Origin of the sequence: Micromonospora wenchangensis, assembly GCF_002210435.1 — a bacterium.
In the GTDB taxonomy this organism is placed as follows: domain Bacteria; phylum Actinomycetota; class Actinomycetes; order Mycobacteriales; family Micromonosporaceae; genus Micromonospora; species Micromonospora wenchangensis.
In genome coordinates this window covers 1-16813 of the sequence record NZ_MZMV01000048.1, presented here as the reverse complement: position 1 = coordinate 16813, position 16813 = coordinate 1, and the positions used below count along the sequence as shown (strand labels likewise).

Sequence of the window (16813 nt, the reverse complement as noted above, 5' to 3'; positions counted from 1 at the left end):
CGGGGTGGTCGCGGTGGTGGCGACCGATGCGCGACAGTCGAGCGGAGCACGGGCGTCCCGGCCCTAGAGTGCCGCGCATGACGCTGATCGTGCGACTCGTCGGCGGGTGCGCCGTCCTCGCGGCGGCGCTGGCGGCGGGGCCGGTGCCGGCCTCGGCCGCCCCGCCCGCCGGGGGCCTCGGGCTGGACCTGCGGACCAGCACGCCCCGGCTCGCCCCGGGCGAACCGGTCCGGTTGACGCTCGCCGTCACCAACGACACCGGCGCGGCCTGCGCGCTGGCCACCGTGGCCGACGGCACCGTGCAGGTGACCTCGGTCCGCCGGGACGGGCGGGAGCTGACCCCGGCCCTGGGGCGCAGCTTCTACGGCGACGGCATCGCCGCCGCCGCCACCGCCGGCACGGTCACCCTGGCACCCGGGCAGAGCGTGACCGTGCCACTGGTCGGCGTCCGGGTGCACGACGGCGACGGCGACGACGCCGTGGTGCTGCGGTCGGTGACGGCGACCCCGGACGGCGGCGGGTTGGACACCCTCTGGCCGGTCGGGTCACCCGGCAGCTATCAGGTGACGGCGAGTTGGACGACGCTGCCGGTGACCGGACTGACCGACCCCTGCACGGGGACGACGGCACTGCGCACGGTCGGGTTCACCGTCGGCGACGGCACCCCCGGCGGGCGGTGGTGGCGCTGGCTGCTCGGCGGGGCGGTGCTGCTGCTGACGGTGCTGGTCGGTGGGCTGGCGCTGCTGCTCCTGCGGCGGACCCGCCGTCGCCCGGCCGCCGCCGTCGCGCTGCTGCTGGTCGCCGCCGGCGCGGTCGTCGGCGGGGGCGTCCGGCCGGCACGGGCCGACTACCAGGTCGACCCGGGTGCCGGGGTGCCGGTCCCCGGCGTCGACTTCCAGGCCGCCGTCGACGGCTGCCTCCAGGGGTTCGCGGCGGCCGGCGGCGACCCGGCGGGCATCCTGCCCCGGCTCAGGGACGGCAAGAGCCCCCGGGTGCGGATCGTCCCCACCCCGGGCGGGTCGGGCTCGTTCGAGACCCCGGACAGCAAGGACGGCAAGGGTTCCTCCACGGTGACCTGGAACCCGACCTCGGTCGACCCGTACGGCGACGGGGTCGCCCGGGACCCGTGCGCGGCGCTGTACCACGAGCTGAACCACTCCGACGACATCTCCCGCGACGCCGTGCCGCAGGGCGACTGCGGGGGCACCGGGATCAAGACCGCCGAGGTCAAGGCGACCCTGGCGGAGAACAGGTACCGGGCCGCGAAGGGCCTGCCGCCGCGCACCGAGTACGCCGGCAAGACCCTGCCCAAGAGCCTCGACGAGTGCAAGAAGCCCAAGAAGAAGACCCCGCCGCCCAAGGGGCCGGTGAAACTCTGCGAGGACGGGGGCGACTGCGGCGGCACCAACGGCGACCCGCACCTGGTCACCTTCGACCGGCACTACTACGACTTCCAGGCCGTCGGCGAGTTCGTGCTGGTCGCCGCCACCTCAGGTGACCCGCTGGCGGTGCAGGTCCGGCAGACGCCGATGGGTGACTCGCGGACGGTGTCGGTCAACTCCGCCGTCGCGTTCCGCCTCGGCGCGCACCGGGCCGCCCTCACCCTGGTCGACGGCCACACCGAGGTCCGCGTCGACGGCACGGCCCGGGACGTGCCGCCGGGCGCGACGGCTCTGCCCGGCGGGGGCCGGCTCACCCGCCGCGACTCCGACACCGGTGCCGCCGACGGCTACGACCTGCGCTGGCCCGACGGTTCCGCCGCCGCCGTCGACCCGATCGGCCCGTACGGCTACCGGGTGCTGGTGAAGCTGGCGGCGGGCCGGGCCGGGAAGGTCCACGGGCTGCTCGGCGACTTCGACGGTGACCCGGCCGACGACGTCGCCGCCCCCTCCGGGGCCGCCCTGCGCCAGCCCGTGCCGTTCGAACAGCTCTACCCGTCCTACGCCGACGGTTGGCGGGTCACCGGGGACACCTCCCTGTTCAGCTACGCCGACGGGCAGGACACCGGCTCGTTCACCGACCGGGAGTTCCCGCAGCGGGAGGTGACCGTCGACGACCTCGACCCGAACCGGCGGGCCCGCGCCGAGCAGGTGTGCCGGTGGGCCGGCATCACCGACGCCCGGCAGCTCGCCGAGTGCGTCCTCGACGTGGGGGTGACCGGCCGCCCCGAGTTCGCGGTCAGCGGCGTCGGCACCGAGCGGATCGTCCCGCCGGCCCCCGCGCCGATCGCCGCGACCCCGCTCGCCACCGGGTCGCTGACCCCGGGCGGTGCGCCGCTGACCTTCCCCGCCCGGGCCGGGGACGCCGTGTTCGTCGACGTCGGCGCGCCCGGCCTCACCGACGGCTGTTCCCCGTTGCGGCTGCTCGACCCGACCGGGACGGAGGTGGCCAGCGGCTGCACCGTCGGCGGCCTCGGCCACATCGACCGCACCGACCTCACCCGCGACGGCAGGTACGCGGTGGTGGTCGACGCCGGCGCCGGCACCGGTCGGGCCGCCGTGCGGGTCTACGCGGCCCGGGACACCACAGGCACCCTGCGACCGGACGCGCCGGTGGTCACCGCGACGCTCGACGCGCCGGGCAGCCGGGCCCGGTACCGGTTCACCGGCCGGGCCGGCCAGCGGGTCTTAGTCGAGGTGCCGCAGAGCACCCTGCCCGACCAGTGCTCCCCGCTGGACCTGCTCGACCCTGACGGGCAGCGGCTCGACGGCGGCTGCGTCGTCGGCGGCGTCGGCGAGATCGACGGCACGCTGCTGCCCGCCGACGGGACGTACACCGTGTCGGTGGACCCGGTGGACCGTACCGTCGGCACCGTGGCGCTGCGGCTGTTCGCCACCGCCGACCGGGTCGGTGCGATCACCGTCGACGGTCCGCCGGTCGTCGCCACCGTCGACCGGCCCGGCGCGGTGCTCGGCTACCGGTTCACCGGCACGGCCGGCACGTCGGTGACCGTCACGGCCAGCGACGCCACCCTGCCGGACCAGTGCTCCCCGTTGACCCTGCGCGACGCCGACGGTGCGACGGTGGCCGCCGGCTGCGTGGTCGCCGGCGGCGGTGGCATCGGTGCGACCGTCCTGCCGGGCACCGGCGACTACACCGTTGTGGTGGACCCGTCGGGCGCGGCCACCGGCGCGGTCACCCTCACCCTGCGCCGGTGACCGTCGCCGGTCGGCCCGCGCTGACCCGTGGATCAGCGGGGGAGGGGCCGGCGACGGCCGGGGGCTTGAAATCCTATCGATTCGATAGGAAACTGGTCCGGTGCTGCTCGTCCGGCTGTTCACCTCCCGCCGGGTCGTCGACCTGATGCGGGTCGCCGCCCAGCGGTGTCCCGGGCCGTCCCCCGCCGCCTGACCGGCTGCGGTCGCCGCATCGCGGCGTCGACCGCCGTCGCCGCCGGCAGGGACGATTCCGTAGGCCCGCGCGGCGTCCGCCGTGCCGCCGTGACCCTTCGACCCCCGTGCGGGAGGCCCCTGCGATGACCGACTCCGACCATCGTCCACCGCCGGTCGAGGCCGACGCCGACACCCTGCGTACGCTGCTGCGCCACCAGGCCAGCACGGTCGTGGTGGTCACCGCCCCCGGTGCCCCGGCGGTCGGCTTCACCGCCACCTCGTTCACCTCGGTGTCGCTGGCCCCGCCGATCGTCTCGTTCTGCCTGAACCTCGGCGCGTCGAGCTGGCCCACGGTGGCCCGCAGCCGGCACGTGGCGGTGCACCTGCTCGCCCACCACCAGCAGGACCTGGCGCGTACGTTCGCGACCAGCGGCATCGACCGGTTCGCCGCGCCGACCCGGTGGCAGGCCGGACCGGAGGGGGTGCCGATCCTCGACGACACCCTGGCCTGGCTGCTCTGCCGGGTGGTCGAGCGGGTGCCGGTCGGCGACCACGCGATCGTGCTCGCCGAGCCGGAGCTGATCCGGCACGCCGACGTGGGGTCGCCGTTGCTCTACCACCGGGGCCGCTACGCCGGCCTGGCCGGCGGCCCGGAGGGCGTCACCCGCCGCCCCGCCGCCTGACGGACGCAATCTCTGTAAATCCTATAGCCTTAGTAGGTATTGCGTCAACGGATCGACACCCCTCGGTGCGATAGCCGACATCCGTCGCGCGTTCCGTTGACACCTCCGGCACCCCGAGGTGGACTCGACCCATGTCCAGCGAGCTGCGGCTGACGATCCGCGGCCACATCGACTTCGGTCGGGTGTGGTCGAGTTCCTGTCTGGCCTGACCCGGCACCCACACCCGGATTCGACGCGCCACCCCGGCCCGTCGAGGTGGGGCTCACCGCCGAGCTGACCGCCGCACCCTTCCCGACACCGCACCGGCCCGCGCCCCGCGCCCGGCCGGGTGTCGGCGTACCCGATCGCCTGCCTGGACAGGAGAACCCGCCATGCCCGTCCGCCCGCTGCGGACCCTCGCCGTCGCCGCCGTGCTCGCCCTCGCCGGCTGCGCCACCGCCACCACCCCGGCCGCCGAAGCCGCCGGGCGACCCCGCCCCGGCGGCGCGCTCACCTGGGCCGTCGAGACCGAACCGATCACCCTCAACCCGCACCAGTACGCGCAGGCCAAGGCCCGCCTGCTGGTCTGGAACAGCTTCGAGTCACTGCTCACCTACGACGCGCAGGGCCGACCCGTGCCCTGGCTGGCGACCGGCTGGCAGACCACCCCCGACGGCCTGACCTACACCCTCCCGCTACGCACCGGAGTGACCTTCACCGACGGCACCCCGTTCGACGCCGCCGCCGTCAAGGCCAACCTCGACAAACTCCGCGAGCCCGGGTACGCCCCCGCCGTCGCCGCCGTGCAACTGCGCCACCTCAAGACCGTCGAGGTCGTCGACCCGCACACCGTACGGCTCACCCTGACCGCCCCCGACGTGCTCATCCTCGACTTCCTCGCCTCCCCGCAGGGCGCCCAGGTGTCCCCGAGGTCGCTGCGGGAGGCCAGGAACCTCAAGGCCGGCGGCGTCGACGTCGTCGGCACCGGACCGTTCGTGCTCGACCGCTACGTCCCCGGTCAGGAACTGCACTACCGGCGCAACCCCGGCTACGACTGGGCCCCGCCCACCGCCACCCACACCGGCCCCGCCCACCTCGACGAGATCACCTACCGGTTCCTCAAGGAGTCCGCGGTCAGGGTCGGTGCCCTCACCGCGCAGCAGGTGCAGCTCATCGAGGGGGTGCCCGCCACCGACCAGCCACTGATCACCGGCAACCCGCGGCTGCGGCTGACCCGCGAGCTGAACTCCGGCTCCGCCTACACGTACTACCTCAACGTCTCCCACGCCCCCTTCGACGACCTGCGGGTCCGGCAGGCGTTCCGGGAGGCCCTCGACGTCGACACCGTGCTGGCCTCGGTCTACCGGGACACCGCGACCCGGGCGTGGAGCGTGGTCAGCCCGTCCAGCCCGCTCTACGACAAGCGGCTGGAGGGCAGCTACGGCGGTGACACCGCAGCGGCCAACCGCCTGCTCGACCAGGCCGGCTGGACCGGCCGCGACGCCGACGGCTACCGCACCCGCGACGGCCGGCGGCTCACCGTACGGCTGGTGCAGGCCGCCCCGTACGTGCGGGACCGCCGCGACGTGCTCGCCCAGGCCGTGCAGGCGGCGGTGAAACAGAGCGCCGGCATCGACCTGAAGGTCTCCGTGGTCGACCAGGGCACCGCCCAGCAGGCGTTCGACCGCAACGAGTACGAGGTCTTCGACAACTCCCGCGCCGACACCGACGCCGGAGCGGCGCTGAACCTGCTGCTGCACTCCGCCGGCGGCATCAACCGCACCCGGGTCGCCGACCCGCAGCTCGACCGGCTCCTGGAGGCCGGGCAGGCCGCCACCGACCCCGCGCGGCGGGCCGAGAGCTACGCCGCCCTGCAACAGCGGGTCGTGGCCGGGCAGGCGCTCGCCCTGCCGCTCTACGCCCCGGCCGACCAGATCGCCGCCAGCACCGCCGTCGGCGGGGTGCGGTTCGAGCCCACCGCCGGGGTGCCGGCCAGCGCGTACGACCTGTGGATCGCGCGGTGAGCCTGCTGCGGGCGGTGGCCCGTCGGGTCGCCGCCGGACTCGTCGTGCTGTGGGCCGCCGCCACCGCCGCCTACCTGGCGCTGCTGGCCGCGCCCGGGAACACCGTGGACAGCATCGTGGGCGACGGCGCGGACACCCCGCAGATCCGGGCCCAGATCGTCACCGAGTGGGGCCTGGACCGGCCGCCGGTCGTGCAGTACCTCGACTACCTGTGGCGGTTGGCCGGGGGTGACCTGGGCCGCTCCTACCTGCTGCAACGCCCGGTCGCCGAGGTCATCGGCGAGCAGCTCGCCCCCACCGCGACGCTCGCCGTCGCCGCCGCCGGCCTCGGGGTGCTGCTGGCCGTGGTGGTGGCGGTCGGCACCACCGGCCGTCGCCGCCGGTGGCCGCGCCGGGTCAGCTCCGCAGCCGAGCTGCTGCTGGTCTCGACCCCGCCGTTCCTCATCGGCATCGTGCTGCTCAGCGTGCTCTCCTTCCGGTACGGGCTGTTCCCCGTCGCCGGCGACCAGGGGCCCGCCGCCCTGGTCCTGCCGACGCTCACCCTCGCCCTGCCCATCGCCGGCCTGCTCGCCCAGGTGCTGCGCGACGGCCTGGACCGGGCGCTGGACGAGCCGTTCGTGCTGACCGCCCGCGCCCGGGGTGTCCGCGAGCGGGCGGTGCTGCTGCGCCACGCCCTGCGGCACGCGCTGCTGCCGACGGTCACCCTCGCCGGCTGGTTGTTCGGCGTCCTGCTCGGCGGCGCGGTCGTCGTCGAGCAGGTGTTCGGCCGCCCCGGCCTCGGCCAGGTCACCCTGAGCGCGGTGACCAGCAAGGACATGCCGGTGGTGCTGGCCGTGGTGACGCTCTCCGCCGCCGTCTACGTGCTGGTCAACACCGCCGCCGACCTGACCTGCCTGCTCGTCGACCCGCGCCTGCGAAGGAGCTGACGATGACCGTCACCCTGGGGCCCACGCCCACCGCCGGCGCGGCGGTCCCGCTCGCCACCGACCCGTCCACCCCCGCCGGCCGACGCCGCACCCGGCCGCGACCCGGCCTGCTCGTCGCCGGGGCGTACCTCGTCCTGCTGGTCGTCGCGGCGGTCCTCCCGGCGCTGCTGGCCCCCGGTGACCCGCTCGCCGCCGACCCGCGTGCCACGCTCGCCGCACCCGACCCGGCGCACTGGTTCGGCACCGACCAGCTCGGCCGTGACGTCTGGACCCGGGTGGTGCACGGCGCGGGGCACTCGCTGACCATCGGCCTCGCCGCGACCGGGATCGCGGTCACCGGCGGGGTGCTGCTCGGGCTGCTCGCCGGGCTGGCCCACCGGTTCGCCGACGAGACACTCAGCCGGTCCTTCGACGCGTTGTCGGCGTTCCCGCTGCTGCTGCTGGCGTTGCTGTTCATCACGGTCACCGGCCCCGGCACCGCCAGCCTGCTCGTCGCCATCGGCATCGCCACCCTCCCGCACCACGCCCGGGTGGTACGCGGGCAGACCCTGCTGGTCCGCCGGGCCGGCTACGTCGAACAGGCGGTCAGCTTCGGCCTGTCCCGACCCCGGCTGGTGTGGCGGCACGTGCTGCCCAACGTGCTCGGCCCGGTACCGGTACTCGCCGTGATCGGGCTCGGCGAGGCGGTGCTGGCCGCCGCCGGGCTCAGTTTCCTCGGCCTCGGCCCGCAACCACCGTCGCCGGAGTGGGGCGCGATGCTCTCCGAGGGGCGCAACTACCTCCAGGTGGCCTGGTGGATGACGGTGCTGCCCGGTGCGGCGGTCACCGCGACGGTGGTCGCGCTGACCGTCGTCGGTCGGCACTGGCAGGCCCGCTTCGACGGGCGGCGTCCCTGATGGGCCCGCTGCTCGCCGTCGAGGACCTGCACGTCACCTTCGACACCCCGAGCGGCCCGGTGGCGGCGGTCCGGGGCATCGACCTCACCGTCGGGGTCGGCGAGTGCGTCGCGATCGTGGGGGAGTCCGGCTCGGGCAAGAGCGTCACCGCCCGTGCCCTGGTCGGCCTGGCCGGCGTCGACGCCCGGGTCCGCGCCGGCCGGCTCGACCTCGCCGGCCGGGACGTGCGGGCGTACCGACCCAGGGACTGGCGGCGGGTGCGGGGCCGGCTCGCCGGGCTGGTGGTGCAGGACGCGCTGGTCTCCCTCGACCCGCTGCGCACCGTCGGTGCGGAGATCGGCGAGGTGCTCGCCGCGCACGACATCGTCGGCCGGCGGGAACGCGCCGGCCGGGTCACCCACCTCCTCGACCAGGTGCACGTGCCCGAACCCGCCCGGCGGGCCCGGCAGTACCCGCACCAGCTCTCCGGCGGGTTGCGGCAGCGGGCGCTGATCGCCTCGGCGATCGCCGGGGAACCCGTGCTGCTCGTCGCCGACGAACCGACCACCGCGCTGGACGTCACCGTGCAGGCGCAGGTCCTGCGGCTGCTCGCCGAACGCCGGGCCGCCGGGGTCGGTCTGCTGCTGATCAGCCACGACCTGGCGGTGGTCGCCCAGGTGGCCGACCGGGTCCTGGTGATGCGGGACGGCCGGATCGTCGAAGAGGGGCCGACCGGCCGGCTGTTGCAGGCGCCGCAGCACCCGTACACCCGGCAGTTGCTCGCGGCGGTGCCGTCGGCCTCGTCCCGGGGACGTCGGCTCAGCGAACCGGCCCGGGTCCGCGACGGTTGCGCGGTGCCGGCACTGGCGCGGACCCCGCTGCCGGCGCGGCCCGCCGTCCGCCCGGACGACACCGTGCTCGACGCGGTCGGCCTGACCCGACGGTACGGCCCGCACACCGTCGTGCGGGACGTGTCGTTCAGCGTGGCCCGGGGCGAGACGCTGGGGCTGGTCGGTGAGTCCGGGTCCGGCAAGAGCACCGTCGCCCGGCTCGTCGCCGGCCTGCTCGCCGCCGACGCCGGCACCGTCACCTTCGAGTCGACCCGGTGGTCCGGGGTGCCGGAGCGGGCCCGCCGTCCGCTGCGCCGCCGACTGCAACTGATCTCCCAGGACCCGCTGGGCTCCTTCGACCCCCGGTACACCGTGGGCCGGCTCGTCGCCGAGAACCTCGACCCGGGACCGGACCGCACCGAGCGGGTGGTCGCCCTGCTGCGCCGGGTCGGCCTCGGCCCCGACCTGCTCGACCGGCACCCCCGGTCGCTGTCCGGCGGGCAACGGCAACGGGTCGCCATCGCCCGTGCCGTCGCCCCCCGGCCCAGCCTGATCATCTGCGACGAACCGGTCTCCGCCCTCGACGTCCGCGTCCAGGCCCAGGTCCTCGACCTGCTGGCCGACCTGCGGGCCGCCGACGGCACCGCCCTGCTGTTCATCTCCCACGACCTGGGCGTGGTGCACCACCTCGCCGACCGGGTGCTGGTGCTGCACGACGGCGCGGTGGTCGAGCAGGGCCCCGTCGGCGACGTCTTCAGCTACCCCCGGCACGACCACACCCGGTCCCTGCTCGACGCGCTGCCCACGCTGGTCACCGCCGGCTGACCGAGGAGGAGAACCCATGCCCGAACCCACCCTGCACCTGGCCGTCGCCCTCGACGGCCTCGGCTGGCATCCCGCCGCCTGGCGGTTGTCCCACGCCGACCCGGCGGCACCGCTGTTCCCCCGCTGGTGGGCCGCCCTGGTCGGGCAGGCCGAACAGGCCGCGCTGGACCTGGTCACCATCGAGGACTCGCTGGACCTCCAGTCGTCCCTGCCCGACGGGCCGGACGGCCGGGTCGACCAGCTCCGGGGCCGGCTCGACGCGCTGCTGGTCGCGGCCCGGATCGCCCCGCTGACCCGGCACATCGGGCTGGTCCCGACCACCAGCGTCACCCACACCGAGCCGTTCCACGTCTCGACCGCGGTGGCCACCCTCGACCACGTCAGCGGCGGCCGGGCCGGCTGGCGGCCCCGGATCTCCGCCCGCCGGGCCGAGGCCGGGCACTTCGGTCGGCGGGAGCTGCCCCCGCCGGACCCGACCCGACTGGCCGAACCCGAGCGGGCCCGACTCGTCGGTGACCTGTTCGCCGAGGCCGCCGACGCCGTCGAGGTGGTCCGCCGGCTCTGGGACAGCTGGCAGGACGACGCGGAGATCAGGGACGCCCCGACCGGACGGTTCGTCGACCGGGACCGGCTGCACTACACCGACTTCACCGGCCGGTGGTTCTCGGTCAAGGGCCCGTCGATCGTGCCCCGGCCACCGCAGGGGCAACCGGTGGTCGCCGTGCTGGCCCACGCGACGGTGCCGTACACGTTCGCCGCCCGGCACGCCGACGTCGTGTTCGTCACCCCCACCGACGCCGCGCACGCCGAGACCGTCGTCGCCGAGGTCCGGGCGGTCGAGGAGACCATCGGCCGCGGCGGGCCGCCCCTGCGGATCCTCGCCGACCTGCAGGTGCTGCTCGACGACACCCCGGCGGCGGCCCGACGGCGTCGGGACCGGCTGGACGAGCTGCACGGGACGGCGCACACCTGTGACGCGGCCACCTTCACCGGCAGCCCCGCGCAGCTCGCCGACCTGCTCGCCGGGTGGCGGCGGGCCGGGGTGGACGGGTTCCGGCTGCGTCCCGCCGTGCTGCCCGACGACCTGACCACGATCACCCGGGCGGTGGTGCCCGCGCTGCGGGACCGGGGCCTGTTCCGCGCCGGCTACCCCGGTGGCACGCTGCGCGACCTGCTCGGGCTGCCCCGCCCGGCCAACCGGTACGCCGTCGCGGGCCCCCGCTGACCCCCGGAGAGGACCCATGCCCAAGCAGATCATCCTGGCCGCGCACTTCCCCGGCGTGAACAACACCACCGTGTGGAGCGACCCGGCCTCCGGCAGCCACATCGACTTCGCCTCCTTCGTCCACCTGGCCCGCACCGCCGAACGCGGCCGGTTCGACTTCTTCTTCCTGGCCGAGGGCCTGCGGCTGCGGGAACAGCGCGGCCGGATCCACGACCTGGACGTGGTGGGCCGGCCGGACACCCTCACCGTGCTGGCCGCGCTCGCCGCCGTCACCACCCACCTGGGGCTGGCCGGCACCCTGAACACCACCTTCCGGGAGCCGTACGAGCTGGCCCGGCAGCTGGCCACCCTGGACCATCTCAGCGCCGGGCGGGCCGCCTGGAACGTGGTGACCACCTCCGACGCGTTCACCGGGGAGAACTTCCGCCGGGGCGGCTACCTCGACCGGTCGCTGCGCTACCAGCGGGCCGCCGAGTTCGTCCGGGTCGCCCGCCGGCTGTGGGAGTCGTGGCCGGCGGACGCGATCGTCGGTGACCGCGCCGACGGCAGGTACGTCCGTGAGGCCGACCCGGGGGTCTTCGCCCACCACGGCGACCAGTTCGACATCGCCGGGCACTTCACCGTGCCGCGCAGCCCGCAACTGCACCCGGTGATCCTGCAGGCCGGCGACTCGCCCGAGGGCCGGGAGTTCGCCGCGTCCAGCGCCGACGCCATCTTCTCCCGGCACGGCACCCTGGCCGAGGGGCGGGAGTTCTACCGGGACGTCAAGGCCCGGCTGGCCCGGTACGGCCGCACCCCGGACGAACTGAAGATCATTCCCGGGGCGACCTTCGTGCTCGGCGACACCGACGCCGAGGCGCAGGAACGGGCCCACCACATCCGTCGCCAGCAGGTCAGCCCGCAGACCGCGATCCTGCTGCTGGAGCAGCTGTGGAACCGGGACCTGTCCGGGTACGACCCGGACGGTCCGCTGCCGGTGGAGGACCCCGACGTCGACGCCGCCACGATCAGCCGGGGCCGGGCCGGCATGTACCCGGACCCGGTCGGCACCGCCCGGCGCTGGCGGGCGCTGGCGCGGGAGAAGGGGCTCGGGATCCGCGACCTGGTCATCGAGGTCACCGGCCGGCAGTCGTTCGTCGGCACCCCGCAGCGGGTCGCCGAGCAGATGGACCACTTCGTGCAGTCCGACGCCGCCGACGGGTTCATCCTGGTGCCGCACCTGACCCCGGGCGGGCTCGACGAGTTCGTCGACCGGGTCGTCCCGCTACTGCAGGAACGTGGCGTGTTCCGCACCGAGTACACCGGCACCACCCTGCGGGAGCATCTCGGCCTGCGGGCCGCCCGCCCGGTCACCCGGGTCGGTGCGGCGTGACCGCCGCGCAGGCGACTCCGGTCACCGTCTGCCGGCTGCGCCCGGACGACCCGGACGCGGTGGCCCTGCGGGCCGCGATGACCGGGGAGCTGCGCCAGCGGTACGCCGACCGCCCGTACGACCCGATCCACCTGCCCCCGGAACGGGTGTTCGCGCCGGGCTCGGTGGCCTGGACGGGGGTGGCCTACACCGCCGACGCCACCCCGGTCGGGCACGCCGCGCTGCGCTGGCACGGCTGCGACCTGGAACTCAAACGGATGTACGTGGCACCCGCCCACCGGGGGCGGGGCATCGCCGACCAGCTCCTGGACGCCGCCCGGGAGGCGGCCGGGCAGCTCGGCGCGGGCCGGATCGTCCTGCAGACAGGTGACCGTCAGCCCGACGCGGTCCGCCGCTACGAACGCGCCGGCTACCGGCCGATCGCGGTCTTCCCGCCGTACGATGCGTTGCCCTACTCCCGGTGCTTCGCGCTGGTGATCCAGCCCGGCACCCGACGGAAGGCTCCGGTCCCGGTATGAAGGTCCTGCTGGTCACGCTGATCACCCACCTGCCCGACCCGGTCACCGGGCGGCTGCGGAGCACCACCGGACGGTTCCGGGAGGTGGTCGAGGCCGCCGTGCTCGCCGAGGAACTCGGGTTCGACGGCTTCGGCGTCGGCGAACGCCACGAACGCCCCTTCATCTCCTCCGCGCCGCCGGTGGTGCTCAGCCACATCGCGGCCCGGACCCGCACCATCCGGCTGTTCACCGCGGTCACCACGCTGAGCCTGCTCGACCCGGTCCGCGCCTACGAGGACTACGCCACCCTCGACCACCTCTCCGACGGCCGGCTGGAACTGATCATCGGCAAGGGCAACGGCGCCGCCCAGGCCCGGCTCTTCGGCGTCACCGCCGAGGACCAGTGGGACCGCAGCCGGGAGGGCTACGAGCTGTTCCGCCGGCTCTGGCGGGAGGAGCGGGTCACCTGGTCGGGCCGGTACCGGCCGGCGCTGACCGAGGCCGAGACCTGGCCCCGCCCGCTGCAGGAGACCATCCGGATCTGGCACGGCAGCGCCACCAGCCGGGACTCGGTCGACCTGGCCGCCCGCCACGGCGACCCGATCTTCTCCGCCAACGTCGTCAACCCGATCGAGCCGTACGCGGAGCTGGTCCGGTACTACCGGCAACGGTGGGTGCACCACGGCCACGACCCGGCGGACGCCCTCGTCGGGGCCGGCACCGCCGGCTTCTACGCCGCCCGCACCTCGCAGGAGGCGGTCGAGACGTACCGGCCGATCTTCGACGCCCGGGTCGCCGCGTCCCGCCGGCTCGGCGTGGAGCCGGTCTTCCCCACCATCGAGGACGCCGTGGCCCGCAGCTCCCTGCTGGTGGGCAGCCCGCAGCAGATCGTCGACAAGGTGCTGCGCCAGCACGGGCAGCTCGGCCACGAGGTGATGCACCTGCGGGCCGACCAGGACGGGCTGACCGCCGAGGCACACCGGCGGAGCCTGGAGCTGTTCCAGGCGGAGGTGGCACCCGTGCTGCGCCGGGAGATCCCCAGCCGTCCCTTCCGTCCGCCGGCGTCCGCCGCCGCGCCGCTCTGAGCAGAAACGGGGTCACCCATGCCATCGACCGCGCTGTCCGTGCTCGACCTGTCGCCGGTGCCCGCCGGTGGCACCGTCGCCGACGCGCTGCGGCACACCGTCGACCTGGCCCGCCGGGTCGAGCAGTTCGGCTACCGCCGCTACTGGGTGGCCGAACACCACCTGGCCGCCGGGGTGGCCAGCGCCGCTCCGGCCGTGCTGATCGGGCAGGTCGCCGCGGCCACCAGCGTGCTGCGGGTCGGCTCCGGCGCGCTGCTGGTGGGGCACCGTACCGCCCTGTCGGTGGTGGAGGAGTTCGGCACCCTCGCCACCCTCCACCCGGGCCGCATCGACCTCGGCATCGGCCGGTCCGGACCGCCCCGCACGGACGCCGCCCGGGAACCCGCCGCGCCCGTCGCACCGCCGGCCGGGGCCCGGGTGGTCGACGGGCTGCTGATCCCCGCCCCGTTCTCCTACGCCCACCTCGCCGCCGCACCCCGGTACGCCCTCGCCGCCGCGCTGCTGCACCAGGCCGGCGCGCGACCGCCCGGGTTCGCCGGGCAGCTCGACGACATCCTCGCGCTGCTGCGCGGCGACTACCGGGACGCCGACGGCCTCGACGCGCACGCCGTACCGGGGGAGGGGGCGGACCTGCAGGTGTGGCTGCTGGGCAGCAGTGGCGGGGAGAGCGCCCGACTCGCCGGGGCGCGGGGCCTGCCGTTCGCCGCCAACTACCACGTCAGCCCCGCGACGGTGCTCGACGCGGTCACCGCGTACCGGGCGGCGTTCCGGCCGTCGGCGGTGCTGGCGAAGCCCTACCTGGTGGTCTCCGCCGACGTGGTCGTCGCCGACACCGACGCCGAGGCGCGTCGGCTGGCCACCCCGTACGGGCACTGGGTGAACAGCATCCGCAGCGGTGTGGGCGCGATCCCGTACCCCAGCCCCGAGCAGGCCGCCGCCCTGCCGTGGACCGACGCCGACCGGGAACTCGTCGCCGACCGGCTGGACACCAGGTTCGTCGGCACGCCGGACACGGTCGCCGAGCGGCTGCGCACCCTGCGGGACGTCACCGACGCCGACGAACTGCTGGTCACCACGATCACCCACGACCACGCCGACCGGGTGCGGTCCTACCAGCTGCTGGCCAAGGAGTGGGCCCAGTCCGGCGACACCGGTCGGGCCCGCTAGCGGGAGGCGTGCCCACCCCGGCCCGGCCGGCGGCACGGATCGGGGGTGTCCGGGTCGGGGTGGCGCGTCACGGCATCGTGCTGAGCAGCCCGACCTCGGGGCGCAGGACGCCGTCCTGGCCCAGCGATCGGAAGTCGGGCTCGACGGCGGCCCGATCCAGCCGGCCCGCCCGCACCGCGTGGTAGCGCACGACCGACCAGAGGAAGACGTCGAGGGTGTCGAAACGGGTGCCGCCCTCGACGACCTCCTCCTCGTGGAACCAGAGGCCGACCTGCCCGCTGGCGAGGACCACGTGCAGGTTGCCGCCGCCGTCGGCGCCGATCGAGTAGACGTCGTCGTCGGTGAGCGTCGGCCGGTAGTCGGCGTCGAGGAGCTGGCAGTCGTTGGCGGCGAAGTCGAAGCCGTAGGACCAGTCGTGGATGTCGAGAAACCGGGGCATCCGCCCGGACCGGACGCGGCGGTCGAACGCCGCCAACGCCGTGGCGGCCGGCGGTGGCAGCCGGTCGAGCATCGGCGTCACCGGCCGGGTCGACGCGGGCACGACGACGGGTGGGCGGTCGGCGAACCAGCGGGCGAGATCGGCGTCGAGGTCACGCTCGACGTAGCCGGTCAGGTCGTCAGGGGTGAGGGTCACCGGCGGATGCTAGCCGCCGCCCCCGACAGGGCCGCCGTGCCGGTCGGCGTCGGCGGGAGGACCGCCGGCGGGCGTCGGTTTCGTCCACCGCTGCGGCTTTCACCGAGGTCAGGATATATTGACGCAAGTCACTTACTGCTTCGGAGGTGCCCGACGTGAGAGTCCGTTCGATGGTGGCGGCAGCGGTCGTGGCGGGGCTTGCCGCCACCGGCGTCGGCACCGCCACGCTCGCCGGGGCCGCGCCGGCCGACCCGGCCCCGGCCGCCACGACCCTGGCCGTCGGCGACTTCGACTTCACCCGGCCCCAGGTGGTCGCCACCGGCCTGACCGTGCCCTGGGGGATGGACTTCCTGCCCGACGGCAGCGCCCTGACCGCGCTGCGCAACTCCGGCCAGGTGGTGCGGGTCCGCCCCGGGCAGACCCCGGAGCAGGTGGCGCAGATCGCCGGGGTGACCGCGACCGGCGAGGGCGGCCTGCTCGGCCTCGCGGTCTCCCCGGGGTACGCCCAGGACGGCTACGTCTACGTCTACCTCAGCACCGCGACGGACAACCGGATCGTCCGGTTCCGGCTCAGCGCCCCGCAGAACCAGGAGCCGATCCTCACCGGCCTGGCCCGCTCCACCATCCACAACGGCGGCCGGATCGCCTTCGGCCCGGACGGGATGCTCTACGCCGGGGTAGGTGACGCGGGGCAGACCGCCAACGCGCAGAACCCGCAGAGCCGCAACGGCAAGATCCTCCGGATGCGGCCGGACGGGTCGACGCCGTCGGACAACCCGACGGCCGGCTCCCTGGTCTACAGCCTCGGACACCGCAACGTGCAGGGCCTGACCTGGGACGCCCAGGGCAGGCTCTACGCCGCCGAGTTCGGGCAGAACACCTGGGACGAGGTCAACCTCATCGTGCCCGGCGGCAACTACGGCTGGCCCACGGTCGAGGGCCGGGCCAACGACCCCCGGTTCCGGGACCCGCTGCTGGTCTGGACGACCGCCGAGGCGTCCCCGAGCGGCGCGGCGGTCGCCGGCAACCGGCTCTTCGTCGCCGCCCTGCGCGGCACCCGGCTGTGGACCGTGCCGCTCACCGGCACCGGCGGGGTCGGCACCCCGACCGCCGAGCTGACCGGGGCCTACGGCCGCCTGCGCACCGTCGAGTACGGGCCGGACGGCTGGCTCTGGGTCACCACCAGCAACCGGGACGGGCGGGGCACCCCGGCGTCGACCGACGACCGCATCCTGCGCTTCCCGCCGAAGGACACCACCCCGCCGCCCACCACCACCCCGCCGCCGACGACGACGCCGCCGCCGACGACGCCGCCGCCGACGACGCCGCCGCCGACGACGCCGCCGCCGACGACGCCGC

General features: G+C 75.3%; 13 protein-coding genes. 12 read left to right on the top strand and 1 reads right to left on the bottom strand.

Annotated elements, in window-relative coordinates:
* The first annotated feature begins 77 nt into the window (after nucleotides 1-77).
* The 11 genes from B5D80_RS24000 (at nucleotide 78) to B5D80_RS23950 (ending at nucleotide 14820) form a co-directional block, all read left to right on the top strand.
* On the top strand, nucleotides 78-3158 hold the full coding sequence (locus B5D80_RS24000; protein ID WP_088646192.1) for a VWD domain-containing protein: 3081 nt from the start codon (nucleotides 78-80) through the stop codon (nucleotides 3156-3158).
* A gap of 317 nt (nucleotides 3159-3475) precedes the next feature.
* Nucleotides 3476-4015: a flavin reductase family protein gene (locus B5D80_RS23995; protein WP_088646191.1), complete on the top strand. Its 540-nt coding sequence runs from the start codon at nucleotides 3476-3478 to the stop codon at nucleotides 4013-4015.
* A gap of 371 nt (nucleotides 4016-4386) precedes the next feature.
* Entirely contained in the window at nucleotides 4387-6018 is a 1632-nt protein-coding gene (locus B5D80_RS23990) for an ABC transporter substrate-binding protein (protein WP_088646190.1), read from the top strand.
* Nucleotides 6015-6944, top strand: coding sequence for an ABC transporter permease (locus tag B5D80_RS23985; protein ID WP_245854943.1), 930 nt, complete (start codon nucleotides 6015-6017; stop codon nucleotides 6942-6944). Before B5D80_RS23990 ends, B5D80_RS23985 begins: the two co-directional genes overlap by 4 nt.
* Before the next feature lie 2 nt (nucleotides 6945-6946).
* On the top strand, nucleotides 6947-7840 hold the full coding sequence (locus B5D80_RS23980; protein WP_088646189.1) for an ABC transporter permease: 894 nt from the start codon (nucleotides 6947-6949) through the stop codon (nucleotides 7838-7840).
* A complete protein-coding gene (locus B5D80_RS23975; protein ID WP_088646188.1) occupies nucleotides 7840-9474 on the top strand; it encodes a dipeptide ABC transporter ATP-binding protein in 1635 nt (544 codons plus the stop codon). The genes B5D80_RS23980 and B5D80_RS23975 overlap by 1 nt, the downstream gene beginning before the upstream one ends.
* 16 nt (nucleotides 9475-9490) lie before the next feature.
* Entirely contained in the window at nucleotides 9491-10699 is a 1209-nt protein-coding gene (locus B5D80_RS23970) for an LLM class flavin-dependent oxidoreductase (protein ID WP_088646187.1), read from the top strand.
* Nucleotides 10700-10715: 16 nt separating this feature from the next.
* Complete coding sequence (locus B5D80_RS23965; protein ID WP_088646186.1) at nucleotides 10716-12071, top strand: NtaA/DmoA family FMN-dependent monooxygenase; 1356 nt, start codon at nucleotides 10716-10718, stop codon at nucleotides 12069-12071.
* Nucleotides 12068-12589 (top strand): GNAT family N-acetyltransferase, encoded by a 522-nt coding sequence (locus B5D80_RS23960; protein WP_211291626.1) that lies wholly within the window; start codon nucleotides 12068-12070, stop codon nucleotides 12587-12589. The genes B5D80_RS23965 and B5D80_RS23960 overlap by 4 nt, the downstream gene beginning before the upstream one ends.
* Nucleotides 12586-13653, top strand: a complete 1068-nt coding sequence (locus tag B5D80_RS23955) for an LLM class flavin-dependent oxidoreductase (RefSeq protein WP_088646185.1) — start codon at nucleotides 12586-12588, stop codon at nucleotides 13651-13653. Before B5D80_RS23960 ends, B5D80_RS23955 begins: the two co-directional genes overlap by 4 nt.
* 18 nt (nucleotides 13654-13671) lie before the next feature.
* Nucleotides 13672-14820: an LLM class flavin-dependent oxidoreductase gene (locus B5D80_RS23950; protein WP_088646184.1), complete on the top strand. Its 1149-nt coding sequence runs from the start codon at nucleotides 13672-13674 to the stop codon at nucleotides 14818-14820.
* 67 nt (nucleotides 14821-14887) lie between these two features.
* On the opposite strand, the gene B5D80_RS23945 is transcribed toward B5D80_RS23950, so the two are convergent.
* A complete protein-coding gene (locus B5D80_RS23945; protein ID WP_088646183.1) occupies nucleotides 14888-15454 on the bottom strand; it encodes a hypothetical protein in 567 nt (188 codons plus the stop codon).
* A gap of 170 nt (nucleotides 15455-15624) precedes the next feature.
* Here B5D80_RS23945 and B5D80_RS23940 point away from each other — a divergent pair.
* On the top strand, nucleotides 15625-16813 hold a 1189-nt coding region (locus tag B5D80_RS23940; RefSeq protein ID WP_144081749.1), incomplete at its 3' end, for a PQQ-dependent sugar dehydrogenase.

Coding starts and splice junctions, on each gene's coding strand:
- B5D80_RS23955 (WP_088646185.1), top strand. CDS start 12,586: ATGAAGGTCCTGCTGGTCACGCTGATCACCCACCTGCCCGACCCGGTC.
- B5D80_RS23975 (WP_088646188.1), top strand. CDS start 7,840: ATGGGCCCGCTGCTCGCCGTCGAGGACCTGCACGTCACCTTCGACACC.
- B5D80_RS23995 (WP_088646191.1), top strand. CDS start 3,476: ATGACCGACTCCGACCATCGTCCACCGCCGGTCGAGGCCGACGCCGAC.
- B5D80_RS23970 (WP_088646187.1), top strand. CDS start 9,491: ATGCCCGAACCCACCCTGCACCTGGCCGTCGCCCTCGACGGCCTCGGC.
- B5D80_RS23990 (WP_088646190.1), top strand. CDS start 4,387: ATGCCCGTCCGCCCGCTGCGGACCCTCGCCGTCGCCGCCGTGCTCGCC.
- B5D80_RS24000 (WP_088646192.1), top strand. CDS start 78: ATGACGCTGATCGTGCGACTCGTCGGCGGGTGCGCCGTCCTCGCGGCG.
- B5D80_RS23965 (WP_088646186.1), top strand. CDS start 10,716: ATGCCCAAGCAGATCATCCTGGCCGCGCACTTCCCCGGCGTGAACAAC.
- B5D80_RS23980 (WP_088646189.1), top strand. CDS start 6,947: ATGACCGTCACCCTGGGGCCCACGCCCACCGCCGGCGCGGCGGTCCCG.
- B5D80_RS23950 (WP_088646184.1), top strand. CDS start 13,672: ATGCCATCGACCGCGCTGTCCGTGCTCGACCTGTCGCCGGTGCCCGCC.